The sequence below is a fragment of the Rothia halotolerans genome (genome assembly GCF_004136635.1).
Lineage (GTDB): Bacteria > Actinomycetota > Actinomycetes > Actinomycetales > Micrococcaceae > Rothia > Rothia halotolerans.
The window spans coordinates 148,688-161,701 of sequence record NZ_NOIU01000003.1; the positions used below are offsets into that span (position 1 = coordinate 148,688).

At 65.2% G+C, this 13,014-nt stretch carries 11 protein-coding genes and 1 tRNA gene; 9 read left to right on the forward strand and 3 right to left on the reverse strand.

Annotation, left to right across the window (positions count from 1 at the left end):
• The first annotated feature begins 56 nt into the window (after window positions 1-56).
• Together EWV39_RS10480 and EWV39_RS10485 are read left to right on the forward strand one after the other, a co-directional pair.
• The gene (locus EWV39_RS10480) at window positions 57-1,751 is read left to right on the forward strand and encodes a GmrSD restriction endonuclease domain-containing protein (RefSeq protein ID WP_165313281.1); all 1,695 of its coding nucleotides are present in this window, start codon (window positions 57-59) and stop codon (window positions 1,749-1,751) included.
• Window positions 1,714-2,958 (forward strand): type II toxin-antitoxin system HipA family toxin, encoded by a 1,245-nt coding sequence (locus tag EWV39_RS10485; protein ID WP_129659672.1) that lies wholly within the window; start codon window positions 1,714-1,716, stop codon window positions 2,956-2,958. The genes EWV39_RS10480 and EWV39_RS10485 overlap by 38 nt, the downstream gene beginning before the upstream one ends.
• A 103-nt stretch (window positions 2,959-3,061) precedes the next feature.
• Here the strand turns inward: EWV39_RS10485 and EWV39_RS10490 are convergent, their stop codons facing one another.
• Window positions 3,062-4,873 carry an ABC-F family ATP-binding cassette domain-containing protein gene (locus EWV39_RS10490; RefSeq protein ID WP_129659674.1) on the reverse strand — a complete coding sequence of 604 codons (1,812 nt, stop codon included), beginning with the start codon at window positions 4,871-4,873 and terminating at the stop codon, window positions 3,062-3,064.
• Window positions 4,874-5,004: 131 nt separating this feature from the next.
• On the opposite strand from EWV39_RS10490, the gene EWV39_RS10495 reads away from it, so the two are divergent.
• From EWV39_RS10495 to sufU, 7 genes are all read left to right on the forward strand, one after another.
• A tRNA-Gln gene (locus tag EWV39_RS10495) sits at window positions 5,005-5,075 on the forward strand.
• A 52-nt stretch (window positions 5,076-5,127) separates the two neighbouring features.
• Window positions 5,128-6,606: a bifunctional UDP-N-acetylglucosamine diphosphorylase/glucosamine-1-phosphate N-acetyltransferase GlmU gene (gene glmU / locus EWV39_RS10500; protein ID WP_129659677.1), complete on the forward strand. Its 1,479-nt coding sequence runs from the start codon at window positions 5,128-5,130 to the stop codon at window positions 6,604-6,606.
• Window positions 6,607-6,610: 4 nt separating this feature from the next.
• Window positions 6,611-7,594 (forward strand): ribose-phosphate diphosphokinase, encoded by a 984-nt coding sequence (locus EWV39_RS10505; protein WP_129659680.1) that lies wholly within the window; start codon window positions 6,611-6,613, stop codon window positions 7,592-7,594.
• Window positions 7,595-7,797: 203 nt separating this feature from the next.
• Window positions 7,798-8,418 carry a 50S ribosomal protein L25/general stress protein Ctc gene (locus EWV39_RS10510; protein WP_129659683.1) on the forward strand — a complete coding sequence of 207 codons (621 nt, stop codon included), beginning with the start codon at window positions 7,798-7,800 and terminating at the stop codon, window positions 8,416-8,418.
• A gap of 127 nt (window positions 8,419-8,545) precedes the next feature.
• Complete coding sequence (pth, locus tag EWV39_RS10515; protein WP_129659686.1) at window positions 8,546-9,136, forward strand: aminoacyl-tRNA hydrolase; 591 nt, start codon at window positions 8,546-8,548, stop codon at window positions 9,134-9,136.
• A 10-nt stretch (window positions 9,137-9,146) separates the two neighbouring features.
• Window positions 9,147-10,469, forward strand: coding sequence for an aminotransferase class V-fold PLP-dependent enzyme (locus EWV39_RS10520; RefSeq protein WP_129659689.1), 1,323 nt, complete (start codon window positions 9,147-9,149; stop codon window positions 10,467-10,469).
• A 23-nt stretch (window positions 10,470-10,492) separates the two neighbouring features.
• Window positions 10,493-10,960, forward strand: a complete 468-nt coding sequence (sufU, locus tag EWV39_RS10525) for a Fe-S cluster assembly sulfur transfer protein SufU (RefSeq protein ID WP_129659692.1) — start codon at window positions 10,493-10,495, stop codon at window positions 10,958-10,960.
• Between the two features lie 28 nt (window positions 10,961-10,988).
• Here the strand turns inward: sufU and nhaA are convergent, their stop codons facing one another.
• Both nhaA and EWV39_RS10535 read right to left on the reverse strand, forming a co-directional pair.
• A complete protein-coding gene (gene nhaA / locus EWV39_RS10530) occupies window positions 10,989-12,284 on the reverse strand; it encodes a Na+/H+ antiporter NhaA (protein WP_129659695.1) in 1,296 nt (431 codons plus the stop codon).
• A gap of 122 nt (window positions 12,285-12,406) precedes the next feature.
• Entirely contained in the window at window positions 12,407-12,901 is a 495-nt protein-coding gene (locus EWV39_RS10535; protein WP_238148292.1) for a DUF2505 domain-containing protein, read from the reverse strand.
• Between the last annotated feature and the right edge of the window lie 113 nt (window positions 12,902-13,014).

Consider the following 13,014-nt stretch of genomic DNA (forward strand, 5'->3'; position numbering starts at 1 on the left):
CTTAGTAGCGTGTACCTTTACTGTGAATGTCTACTTAAATGAGGAGAATGGGAGCGATGAGCGAAATCGTTACGCGTACCCGGGCTGGCGTCTATCGTATCGAGGATATTGTTAAACTTGTGATGGAGGGTAAGCTACGCGTGCCTGAGTTTCAGCGTAATTTTAGATGGTCGCGAAAAGACGTCCTTGAGCTTTTTGATAGTATTCTTAAGGGTTACCCAGTGGGTAGCCTCCTTCTATGGCGTCACGCAGCGCCGGCAGCTTCAGTCTCTTTAGGAGAATTGCACATATCTGCTCCAGGTATTGCAGAGGCAACATGGGTTGTAGACGGCCAACAACGAATAACAGCAATTGCCAATGCTGTGTCGCAAGAGGCGTATGATGCATCAGAAAAGTTTCGCATCGACTATGATCTAACAAGACAATCTTTTGTTCTGGGCAGTGGAAATGATGAAGAGCTTCGGGTGCCATTGCCGGTTCTTTTCGATCTGAGGCGTTTATTAACGTGGGCTCAGAGTCGGCCCGCTGCGGTGGAGTACATACAGACAATAAACGATATTGCTGTAAAATTGAGGGACTTCTCGGTTCCGGCCTCCATCGTGGATGAGAGTAATGAGGATACATTACGAGAGATTTTTGATCGCACGAATAACTCTGGAAAGAAACTGAGGCGAGCAGAAGTATTCCACGCTTTGTTTAGTGAAAAACATGACGCAGGGCTAACCATTGAAGCGATAGCTGATGAATTAGAAAGCACTGGGTTCGGTAAAATTGATAGTGACACTGTACTGCATGCAATTCTAGCGAGGCGTCATGCTGATTTCAGTCGGGATCTAAGGCAAGAGTTTTCCAAAGACCGTGAGCTTCGTTTAGACGTATCGGCCAACGAAACGCAGGAGAAGGCTTTTCAAGGTGGGCATGATGCTTTGCGAAGGGCAGTAACGTTCCTTCAAGAAGAGGCAAGAGTCCCCCATGTTACTTTTTTACCCTATAAGTACCTAATTACTACTTTGGCACGATTCTTTGCGCATCATCCTAATCCACACCCTCGTAATCAAGATCTTCTAGTACGATGGTTTTGGCGCACTGCATTAGCTCCGACCCTTTTTAGTGGAAGTGCAACAGCGATGGGTCGAGGTCTTACAAGTAGAATAAATCCAGGTGACGAAGCTCAATCCGTGCAAGATCTTTTATCATTAGTTCCGGATGATTTTTCCTTTCTCTGGCCGGATGTCAATAAATTTCGCACAAATACAGCTTCCACGAAAATTATTCTTTGCGCACTTTATAAAACGGGTCCTCGACGTTTCCAAGACGGAGAGATTATAGATGTTACCTCACTAGCTAAGAGTCTTGAAGACACTCAAACTGCTCATGATGTAGTAGCTGATATAGTGCCCCGGGGTCGTATTCGAAACTCATTTCTAGCCAGAGGCGCAGGGGGAAAATTCTTTCTTGGAGATGATGATGTTTCTCTTGAGGAATGCCGCGATATTTTAGCAAGGAATGCTCCAAACCTATTTACAGATATTGATGCGATTTCAAATTCTCATTTAGTTGATGAGAAATTATCTGCGGCACTTAGAGAGGGACGTACGGAAGATTTTCTTGAGGGCCGGCTTGAGGCAATAGGTGAAGTCGTGCAAGATTTTCTATCTGTTCGGATGGGGCTGGATTTTCCAAGCAATCCACCGCTTGAGTCTTATGATTTAGATGACTCTGATGGATTCCGTGATGCTTATGACTCTTGAAGCTAGGCATGCTGTTCTTCTGTCGGGACAGGAAATTGGTGTTTTGCATCAAAGAGGTGATCATGTTCGCTTTAGTTTCCTGCCGAGTTATTGGGAAAATCCTGAACGTCAGGTTTTGGGTTTGTGGTTCGAAGATAGGCGAAATGCTCGCATTGCCTCTTCACTTAGGCTTCCACCCTGGTTTGCGAATCTTTTACCGGAGGGCCATCTAAGAAACCTTATCGCAGTTGATAGAAAAGTATCCGGCGATAGGGAGATGGAGCTCTTAGCGCAGGTTGGGCATGATCTTCCAGGTGCGGTGCAAATTTTGGATGGAAAGGGTGAAGACGTTCCATGGCTCCATAATGATATATTGAATGACAAGAGCAGTGGTATTACGCTTCCAGTCGGCCCAATTAAGTTCTCACTAGCTGGCGTGGGCTTAAAATTTTCTATGATGAAAGAAGGGGAACGTTTTACTATACCGGGGAGCTCGGATACCGGGTCGCACTGGATCGTAAAACTCCCCGATGCTAGGCATAGGGCTGTTCCTCAGAATGAGTTTGCGGTCATGCAGCTTGCCAAATCCGTCGGAATTGAGGTGCCAGAGATACATTCCTTGCACCGAGAGGAAGCGTTCGGTATCCCGGATCACCTATGGCCTACAGGCGAAGAATTTGCATTTGCGATAAAGAGATTTGATCGTGGGAATGATGGAAGTCGAATTCATATAGAAGATTTTGCGCAGATTCGTGGGTTTTATTCGGAAGAAAAATACCGTGGTGCGTTTGAAACGATTGCTGCGCTTTGTTATAGGGGAGAGGATGAAGATTCGTTATGTGAGTTTGTGAGAAGATTTGTTTTTAACGTAATCGTTGGAAATGGTGACGCGCATTTAAAGAATTGGTCAATGATTTATCCAGACGGCCGATCCCCACGGCTATCTCCAGCTTATGATATCGTTTCTACGATCGTGTATAATTTAAATGATGATATAGGGCTAAAATTCGGTGGCAGCAAGCGCTTTGATGATGTTTTGAGGTGGAAGTTTAAAAAACTTGAACAGACTCTTGGGGTACCGAGTGGCTTGCTGGTAGATATAGTTGATAAGACCTGCTCTAGGATTTCAGAAGTATGGGATCCTCAGTTATTTCCAGATAGCTTGGAGCCGGCTCGTAAGTGGATTGAGAAATCTATTAGCCGATATGAGTCTAATTTTTTTATTTAATTTCTCACGGGGCGAGCAATTCCGTATAATTCTAATTGGAGCATTGAAAGGTGCCATGCTGGCCCCATTATCAAAGTGAACGATGACGTTCAGCCAACTCGAATCACCCCGCGATCTCCGACAGCTCCAGCCAGCGCATCTCCAGCTCGTCGATCTCGTCCTGCACGGCCTGGGTCTTCTTCCCGAACTCCGCCAGCCCGGAGTAGTCGGACTGGTCGTGCGCGGCCATCTGCTCGTGCAGCTCCTCCTTCGTCGAGGCGAGCTTCGCCAGTTTCCGGTCGATCGCCTTGATCTCCTTCTGGGCCTCGCGGATCTCCGCGCCGCTGTGGGAGGAGGCGTCGGCGGAGCCCGAGGCGCCCAGCGGGCTGGAGGAGGGCTGCGACGAGCGCTCGGCGTCGGCCCGCTCCTGACGCCGCAGGTACTCGTCGATCCCGCCGGGCATGTGCCGCAGGCCGCCGTCCATCACCGCGTACTGCTGGTCGGTCACCCGCTCCATGAGGTAGCGGTCGTGGGTGACCACCAGCAGGGTGCCCGGCCAGGTGTCCAGCAGGTCCTCCATGGCCGCGAGCATGTCGGTGTCCAGGTCGTTGGAGGGCTCGTCCAGGATGAGGACGTTGGGCTCGTCCAGCAGGATCAGCAGCAGCTGCAGACGGCGCTTCTGCCCGCCGGAGAGGTCGCGGACCGGCGTCGCCAGCTGGGCGTTGGTGAAGCCCATCCGCTCCAGCAGCTGCCCCGGCGTCATCTCCTTGCCGCCGGCCACGTAGGTGGTGCGCTTGCGTCCGATCACGTCCGAGACGCGCTCGTCCCGCACCTCGGTCAGCTCGTCCAGCTGCTGCGTCAGGGTGGCCACCCGGATCGTCTTGCCGCGCTTGACCCGGCCGCGGTCAGGCTCCACCGCCCCGGTGACCAGGCCCAGCAGCGTCGACTTCCCGGCACCGTTGATGCCGAGGATGCCGGTACGCTCGCCGGGGGCGATCCGCCAGGTGACGTCCCTGAGCACCTCGCGCTCGCCGCCGCCGGGCAGGGGATAGGAGACCGAGGCGTCCTCGATGTCCACCACGTCCTTGCCCAGCCGGGAGACCGCCAGCTGGGAGAGCTCGACGCGGTCGCGCACCGGGGGGACGTCCGCGATCAGCTCGTTGGCGGCGTCGATCCTGAACTTGGGCTTCGAGGTCCGCGCCGGGGCGCCGCGGCGCAGCCAGGCGAGCTCCTTGCGCATGAGGTTCTGGCGCTTGGCCTCGGCGGCCGCGGCCTGGCGGTCGCGCTCCACGCGCTGGAGCACGTACGCGGCGTACCCGCCCTCGAAGGAGTCCACGACGCCGTCGTGCACCTCCCACGTGTCGGTGCAGATCTCGTCGAGGAACCAGCGGTCGTGGGTCACGGTGAGCAGGCCGCCGGAGCTCTTGGGCCAGCGCTGGTTCAGGTGCCGGGCGAGCCAGGTGATGCCCTCGACGTCGAGGTGGTTGGTGGGCTCGTCCAGCATCAGAACGTCCCAGTCCCCGGCCAGCAGCGCGGCCAGGGCCACCCGGCGGCGCTGGCCGCCGGAGAGGGAGGGGACGGGGGCGTTCCAGTCGAGGTCGCCGAGCAGGCCGGAGACGACGTCGCGGATCTTCGGCTCGGAGGCCCACTCGTGCTCGGGGATGTCCCCGACCACGGCCTCGCCCACGGTGAGCTCCTCGTCCAGCACGTCCGACTGGTCCAGGTAGCCGATCCGCACGCCGGAGCGGACCGTGACGCGGCCGGAATCGGGCTTCAGCCGCTGGGTCAGCAGCGCCATGAGGGTCGACTTCCCGTCGCCGTTGCGGCCGACGATGCCGATCCGGTCGCCCTCGTCGACCCCCACGGTCACGCCCTCGAAGACGGTCCGGGTGGGGAACTGGATGTGCAGCGATTCGCCGCCGAGTAGATGTGCCACGGACCCAGCCTACGTGCTCGGGGCCTGGTGGTCCCAGGCGCCCCAGGGGCCGCGACATGGCGAGGGCGGATGCTTTGGTAGCATGAGTAACCGTCCGCGCGGGCGGTCCATTCGCGCCGGGATGCGGACGATCCGCCTTGGTGTAATGGCAGCACAGCGGCCTTTGGAGCCGTTTGTCTAGGTTCGAGTCCTAGAGGCGGAACGAGTCGGCGCAGCCAGCGCGGGCTGTCGCAGCACGAGGAGTCCCCAGCACCTTGAACGTCGAAATCCAGGGAAAGCCGTCCGCGGTCATCGTTCTCGCCGCCGGCGCGGGAACCCGCATGAAGTCATCGTTGCCCAAGGTCATGCACCCCATCGGGGGACGCTCCATGGTGGAGCACGCCGTGGCCACCGCCCGGGAGCTCGATCCGGAGCACCTCGCCGTCGTCGTCCGCCACCAGCGCGAGCGCGTCGCCTCCCACGTCACCGACTTCGACGCCGAGGCGCTGATCGTGGACCAGGACGAGGTGCCGGGCACGGGCCGGGCGGTCGAGGTCGGCGTCGAGGCCCTCGACGCCCGGATCCCCGAGAGCCTGACCGGGACGGTCGTGGTCACCTACGGCGACGTCCCGCTGCTGACCGCGGAGACCATCCGCGAGCTCATCCGCCACCACGAGGAGGAGGGGAGCTCGGTCACCGTGCTGACCACGCACCTGGAGGTCCCCGGCGGCTACGGCCGGATCATCCGGGACGCGGACGGCGAGGTCGCCGCGATCGTCGAGGCCAAGGACGCGACGCCGGAGCAGCTGGCCATCGACGAGGTGAACTCGGGCATCTACGCCTTCGACGCCGCCGTCCTGCGCGAGTCCCTGCGCTCGGTCACCGACGACAACGCCCAGGGCGAGAAGTACCTGACCGACGTCCTGCGCATCGCGCGGGAGAACGGCCGGACCACCTCCGCGCTGAGCGTGGAGGACCGCTGGGAGGTCGAGGGCGCCAACGACCGCGTCCAGCTCTCCGCCCTCGGCCGCGTGCTCAACCGCCGGATCGCCGAGGCCTGCATGCGCGGCGGCGCGACGATCGTGGACCCGGAGACCACCTGGATCGACACGACCGTGAGCATCGGCAACGACGTCACCATCCTGCCCGGCACGCAGCTCTACGGCACCACCGTGATCGAGACCGGCGCGACCATCGGCCCGGACACCACGCTGACCGACGTCATCGTGCGCGAGGGCGCCAGCGTGGTGCGCACCCACGGCTCGGACTCCGAGATCGGGGAGGACGCCAGCGTCGGGCCCTTCACCTACCTGCGCCCCGGGACCTACCTGGGCGAGGCCGGCAAGGTCGGGGCCTTCTGCGAGACCAAGAACGCCGAGATCGGGGCCGGGTCCAAGCTCCCGCACCTGAGCTACGCGGGCGACGTCACGATCGGCGAGAACTCCAACATCGGGGCGGCGTCGATCTTCGTCAACTACGACGGCGTGAGCAAGCACCGCTCGGTCATCGGCTCCAACGTCCGGATGGGATCGGACAACATGTACGTGGCTCCGGTGACCGTGGGCGACGGCGCCTACTCGGGCGCCGGCACCGTGATTCGCAAGGACGTGCCCGCGGGCGCGCTGGCGATCAACCAGGCACCCCAGCGCAACATCGAGGGCTGGGTCGAGGAGAAGCGGGCCGGCACCGCGGCGGCGGAGTCCGCCCGGCGCGCCCGCGAAGCGCACCCCACGGACAGCGGCAAGGAAGGCTGAATCAATGACCGGGACCATGACCAAACCGGGCGAGAAGAAGATGGTGCTCGTCTCCGGGCGAGCGCATCCCGAGCTGGCGGAACAGGTCGCCGACTCGCTCGGCTGCGACCTGCTGCCCACCTCGGCCTACGACTTCGCCAACGGCGAGACCTACGTGCGCTTCGAGGACTCGGTGCGCGGCGCCGAGTGCTTCGTGATGCAGGCCCACCCCGCTCCGATCAACAACTGGCTGATGGAGCAGATCATCATGATCGACGCCCTGAAGCGCGCCTCCGCCCGGCGGATCACGGTGATCTCGCCGTTCTACCCCTACGCGCGGCAGGACAAGAAGCACAAGGGCCGCGAGCCCATCTCCGCCCGCCTGATCGCCGACCTGTACAAGACCGCCGGCGCCGACCGCATCATGAGCGTGGACCTGCACACCTCGCAGATCCAGGGCTTCTTCGACGGCCCCGTGGACCACCTGATGGCCATCCCGCTGCTGGCCAACTACGTCCGCGGCCGCGTGGACCTCGACAACGTCACCGTGGTCTCCCCGGACACCGGGCGCGTGCGGGTCGCCGAGCAGTGGGCCGAGCTGCTGGGCGGCTGCCCGCTGGCCTTCGTGCACAAGACCCGCGACATCAACGTCCCCAACCAGGCCGTGTCCAAGACCGTGGTGGGCGACATCGAGGGCCGCTCCTGCGTGCTGATCGACGACATGATCGACACCGCCGGGACCATCTCCGGCGCGGTCAAGGTCCTCCAGGACGCCGGGGCCAAGAACGTCATCATCGCCGCGACCCATCCGGTGTTCTCCGGCCCCGCCTGCGAGCGGCTGGCCGGCTCGGGCGCCAACGAGGTGGTCGTGACCAACACGCTGCCCGTGCCGGAGGAGCGTCACTTCGAGAACCTCACGGTGCTCTCGATCGCCCCGCTCATCGCCCGCGCGATCAAGGAGGTCTTCGAGGACGGCTCCGTGACGAGCCTCTTCGACGGCGTCAGCTGATGATCCCCGCCGCCCGCGCTTGCGCGCGGGCGGCACCCGGCCTCATAATGGGTCGGTATGCCAAGGCGAGGGAGGCCCTTCTCGGGTCCTCCGTGATCGACGGTGGCTGGTCGGCGGGACCCGGTGCGCACACCGGGCGGATCGAGCCAGTTGGAACCAGCTTGGCTCTCCGATGAAGAAACCGACACGAAAGGTGGCCCACCATGGCTGACCGCATCAAGATCTCCGCGGAGTCCCGCGAGGAATTCGGCAAGGGCGCAGCGCGCCGCATCCGCCGCGACGCCAAGATCCCGGCCGTCATCTACGGCCACGGCGAGGAGCCCGTCCACGTCGTGCTGCCCGGCCACGAGACGATGCTCGCCGCCCGCCACTCCAACGCGATCCTCTCGCTCGACGTCGAGGGCAAGAACTACCTGACCATGATCAAGGACGTGCAGCGTCACGCGATCCGTCCGGAGATCTACCACATGGACCTGCTGACCGTCCGCCGCGGCGAGCGCGTCGAGGTCGAGGTGGCCGTCCAGGTCGAGGGCGAGATCGCCCCGGGCAACATCCTGACCCAGCCCGAGACCGTGATCGTGGTCGACGTCGACGCCCTCGACGTCCCCGAGCACATCACCGTCTCGGTCGAGGGCCGCACCGACGGCGAGCACATCACCGCCGCCGACATCGAGCTGCCCGAGGACGTCAACCTGGTCTCCGAGCCGGAGATGGCAGTCGTCAACATCCACGCCGAGATCGAGCAGGACCTGGGCGAGACCCCCGAGGGCGAAGAGGGCGAGGAGTCCTCGGAGGACTCGGCCTCGGAGTCGGCCGAGGCCTAGTCCCCGGTCCGACGCCGTACGGCCCGCCGATGCAGCATCGGCGGGCCGTTCCCGTATCCGCCCGCTGGCCGCCGGGCGGCTCCGGGGCCACCGACCCGCGGCGAGAACTGTGTGAGGAGATCCGACCGTGTCCGAGACCTGGTTGATCATGGGGCTGGGCAATCCCGGCCCGGAGTACGCCGCGACCCGCCACAACGTGGGCCAGATGGTGCTGCGGGTGCTGGGCGAGAGGGTCGGCGGGAGCTTCAAGCGGCACCGGGCGGGGGCCCAGGTGCTGGAGGGCCGGCTCGGGATCGGTGGTCCCCGCATCGTGCTGGCGGCCTCCACCGGGTACATGAACACCTCGGGCGGACCCGCGGCCGGGCTGGCCCGTTTCTACGGCGTCGACGAGGAGCGGCTGGTCGTGGTCCACGACGAGATCGACATCCCCTTCGACACCGTGAAGCTCAAGCGGGGCGGGGGAGAGGGCGGGCACAACGGCCTGCGCGACATCTCCCGGGCCCTGGGCACCAAGGACTACCTGAGGGTCCGCGTCGGCGTCGGGCGGCCTCCGGGGCGCATGGACACCGCGAGCTACGTGCTCAAGCCCTTCGCGAAGGCCGAGGCCCAGGCCCTGCCGGTCCTGCTGGAGGACGCCGCCGACGCCGTCGAGATGCTGCTGGCGCAGGGCCTCACCCAGACCCAGCAGCGCTTCCACGCCCGCGCGGCCGGAGCCTAGGATGGAGAGCATGACCCACCACCACGAGGAATCGACCGTGCCCGCCGCCGGAGCCCTGGACGACGCCAGGGTCCGCGAGATCGTCGAGGACTTCCCGGTGCTCTCCGAGGAGGTCGAGGGTCACCGGATCACCTACCTGGACACCGGCGCCACGAGCCAGAACCCGCTCCAGGTGCTCGACGCCGAGCGGGACTACTACCTGCACCGCAACTCGGCCGTGCACCGCGGGGCGCACACGCTCGCCGTGCACGCGACCGACGCCTTCGAGGCCGCCCGCCGTATGGTGGCCGGCTTCGTCGGCGCCGCCGAGGACGAGCTGGTGTGGACCTCCAACGCCACCGAGGCCCTGAACCTGCTCGCCTACTCCTTCTCCAACGCCTCGACCGAGCGGTGGCGGGCGAGCGCGGGCCGCTTCGCGCTCGGGCCCGGCGACGAGATCGTCACCACCGAGCTCGAGCACCACGCCAACCTCATCCCGTGGCAGGAGCTCGCCGCGCGGACCGGGGCCACGCTGCGGCACGTCCCGGTCACGCCCGAGGGGGAGCTGGACTACGCGGCGGCGGGCGAGGTCGTCGGCCCCCGCACCCGGGTGCTGGCCTTCACCCACGTCTCCAACGTCACCGGGGCGATCACCGACGTCGCCCGGCTGGTGGAGCTGGCCCGCGGCGTCGGCGCCGTGACGGTGCTCGACGCCTGCCAGTCCGTCCCGCACCTGCCCGTGGACCTCCCGGCCCTGGGCGTGGACTTCGCGGCGTTCTCCGGGCACAAGATGCTCGGTCCCACCGGCATCGGCGCCCTGTACGGCCGGCGGGAGCTGCTGGCCGAGCTGCCGCCCTTCCTGACCGGCGGATCCATGATCACGCGGGTCACCATGGAGGAGGCCGAGTACCTGGACCCGCCCACCCGCTTCGAGGCCGGCACCCAGCGGGTCTCGCAGGCCGTGGGGCTGGCCGCCGCGGTCGAGTACCTCTCCCGGCTCGGCATGGACAACGTGCACGCCTGGGAGGCCGAGCTCGGGCAGCGCCTGGCCGAGGGCGTCGAGCGGATCGAGGGCGTGCGGCTGCTCGGCCCGGCCGCCGGGCGCGAGCGCGCGGGGCTGGTCTCGGTGCACGTCGAGGGCGTGCACCCGCACGACGTCGGCCAGATCCTGGACACCCAGGGCATCGCGGTCCGCGTCGGCCACCACTGCGCCCAGCCGCTGCACCGGGCGCTCGGCGTCACGGCCACCACGCGGGCGAGCGCCTACATCTACAACACCACCGACGACGTCGACCGCTTCCTCGAGGCCCTCGCGGGCGTGCGCGGCTTCTTCGGCGTCGGCGCCGCCCGCTGACGGGCGGGGAAGGGACCCCCACGATGAGCGACCTCGCTCAGCTGTACCAGCAGATCATCCTCGACCACTCCCGGCAGCGCACGGGGGAGGGCCTCGCGGACGCCGCGGGGCTCCCGAGCGCGGAGAACCACCAGTACAACCCCACCTGCGGGGACGAGATCAACCTGCGCGTGACGCTCGACGCCGCGGGGGAGCGCGTCGAGGCCGTCACCTGGGAGGGCGACGGCTGCTCGATCTCCATGGCCGCGGCCTCGGTGCTCGCGGAGTCGGCGCCGGGCCTGGGCCGGGCGGAGTTCCAGGAGCTCGTGGACCGGTTCCGCGAGATGCTGCACTCGCGGGGCAAGGTCGAGCCCGACGCCGAGCTCCTCGGCGACGCCGCCGCCTTCGCGGGGGTCTCGAAGTTCGTCGCGCGGATCAAGTGCGCGATGCTCGCCTGGGTCGCGGCCGAGGAGGCCGCGCGCGAGGCGGGAGCCCGGGCGGGGAGCGCCTGAGCCGCAGCTCGCGCCGAGCCCCCGGCCTCTACGCCGCGCCCGGCGCCTCGGCGTCGTCGGGCTCCTCGGCCCGCAGCCGCTTGTAGTGGGCGTTGCGGAAGCTCAGCAGGATCCCGCCGAGGACGGCCGAGATCAGGGAGCCGCTCAGCACGCCGACCTTCGCGTGGTCGTCGAACTCGGTGCCCAGGCCGAAGCTCAGCTCCGCCACGAGCAGGGCCACGGTGAACCCGATGCCGCCCATCATCGCCAGCCCGAGCACGTCCACCCACTTCATGCTCCGGTCGATCTCGGCCGGGCTGAGCTTGGTCAGCAGCCAGGTGGAGCAGAAGATGCCGATGGTCTTGCCGAAGACCAGGCCGAAGACGACGCCCAGCGCGACGGGATCCGTGAAGGCGGAGACGACGCCGTCCCACCCGCCGATCGCCACGCCGGCGGCGAAGAACGCGAAGAGCGGCACGGCCAGGCCGTTGGACAGCGGGGAGAACCGGTGGGCCAGCCGCGGCGCGAGCCCCGCGTGGGACTCTCCTGGCCCCGGCTTCGTGTGCCGCAGCACCGGCACCATGAAGCCCAGGACGACGCCGGCGATGGTGGCGTGCACCCCGGCCGAGTACACCAGGAGCCAGGTGATCAGTCCGATCGGGAGCAGGATCACCCAGGCGGCCCACGAGCTGGCGCTGAAGAAGCCGGGGAAGCAGTGCGTCAGCGCCCAGAACGCGACGGCGGGGACCACGGTCAGGGCCAGGTAGAGGAAGTTGACGCCCTCCGAGTAGACGACGGCGATGATCACGATCGCGATGAGGTCGTCCACCACGGCGAGGGTCAGCAGGAAGGTCCGCATCGCCCCGGGCAGCGCCGAGCCGACGACGGCGAGCACCGAGACCGCGAAGGCGATGTCGGTGGCGGTGGGGATGGCCCAGCCGCGCAGCGTCTCCCCGGACCCCCAGGCGAGGTTGATGCCGGCGAAGATGAGCGCCGGCACCGCCACGCCGCCGAAGGCCGCGACGATGGGGACCACGGCCTTGCGGGGGTTGCGCAGCTCCCCGTCGACGAACTCGGCCTTCAGCTCCAGGCCGACCATGAAGAAGAAGACCGCGAGCAGCCCCTCAGAGGCCCACTCGCCCACGGTGTGGAAGGTGGCCTCCCAGCCCGGGATGCCGACGTGGGTGTCGCGGACCCCGAAGTACAGGCCCGAGAGCGGGGTGTTGGCGAAGATCAGGGCCGCGAGCATCGCCGCGATCAGGAGCAGGCCGCCGGTGTTGCCCGCCCGGAGCTTGTCGGCGAGCGGGTGGCGGTGGTAACCCTCTTCTTCCAGGGTGATCGACATGGGGTCCTCTCGATCGATGGTGCGGTGACATGCCCGGGATGCGGCGAGGGCGCCGCACGGCCGCGGTCCGCCGGCGGGCGGGGCACGGGTGCGGCGCCCTTCCGGGGCCGGGCGGCGGGGCCTTAGCTGTGGTCCTTGATCCAGGCCTCGGCGGTGCTGCTCTGCAGTCCGATGGCGCGGCCGATGTAGGGTTCCGCGGCGGCGGCGATCTTCTTGCCGACCAGCGGGATGTTGGCGGTGACCTCGCCCCGGACCTCCACCGTGGTCTTCTCCCCGGCGGCCTGCAGGCGCTGGGAGGCGGCGGCGGAGATCGGCACGCCGGCGACGTCGATCTCGGTCTCCACGGTGCGGGAGCCGTCCGTCTCGGGGGCGCTGTAGGCGTCCTTCTGCGTCAGCGTCATCCCCTTGCCGAGGAACTTCTTCGCGACGCCGGGGATCTTGTCGGCGCCGACCGATCGGACGGTGGTGACGGAGAACGCGCCGTCGGTGGCGCCGTCGACCTGGAGGCTCTGGAACTCGACGCCGGCGCGATCGCTCACGCGGCGGGCGAAGTCCTCGGAGGTGAAGGCCTCGAGGACGCGGTCGACGGGGGCGTCGATGGATGATGATTCGTTCATGGCCATGGGTTCCTCGATTCTCGCTGCGGCGTCTGGTCCGCCCATCAGTCTAGCGGCTGGCGGTGCGAGCGGGGGCCTCGGCGCCCCGGGGCCCGCGCGGGCGCTCCCGGGGC

Coding starts and splice junctions, on each gene's coding strand:
- EWV39_RS10480 (WP_165313281.1), top strand. CDS start 57: ATGAGCGAAATCGTTACGCGTACCCGGGCTGGCGTCTATCGTATCGAG.
- EWV39_RS10485 (WP_129659672.1), top strand. CDS start 1,714: ATGACTCTGATGGATTCCGTGATGCTTATGACTCTTGAAGCTAGGCAT.
- EWV39_RS10505 (WP_129659680.1), top strand. CDS start 6,611: ATGACCGGGACCATGACCAAACCGGGCGAGAAGAAGATGGTGCTCGTC.
- EWV39_RS10510 (WP_129659683.1), top strand. CDS start 7,798: ATGGCTGACCGCATCAAGATCTCCGCGGAGTCCCGCGAGGAATTCGGC.
- EWV39_RS10520 (WP_129659689.1), top strand. CDS start 9,147: ATGACCCACCACCACGAGGAATCGACCGTGCCCGCCGCCGGAGCCCTG.
- sufU (WP_129659692.1), top strand. CDS start 10,493: ATGAGCGACCTCGCTCAGCTGTACCAGCAGATCATCCTCGACCACTCC.
- nhaA (WP_129659695.1), bottom strand. CDS start 12,284: ATGTCGATCACCCTGGAAGAAGAGGGTTACCACCGCCACCCGCTCGCC.
- EWV39_RS10535 (WP_238148292.1), bottom strand. CDS start 12,901: ATGAACGAATCATCATCCATCGACGCCCCCGTCGACCGCGTCCTCGAG.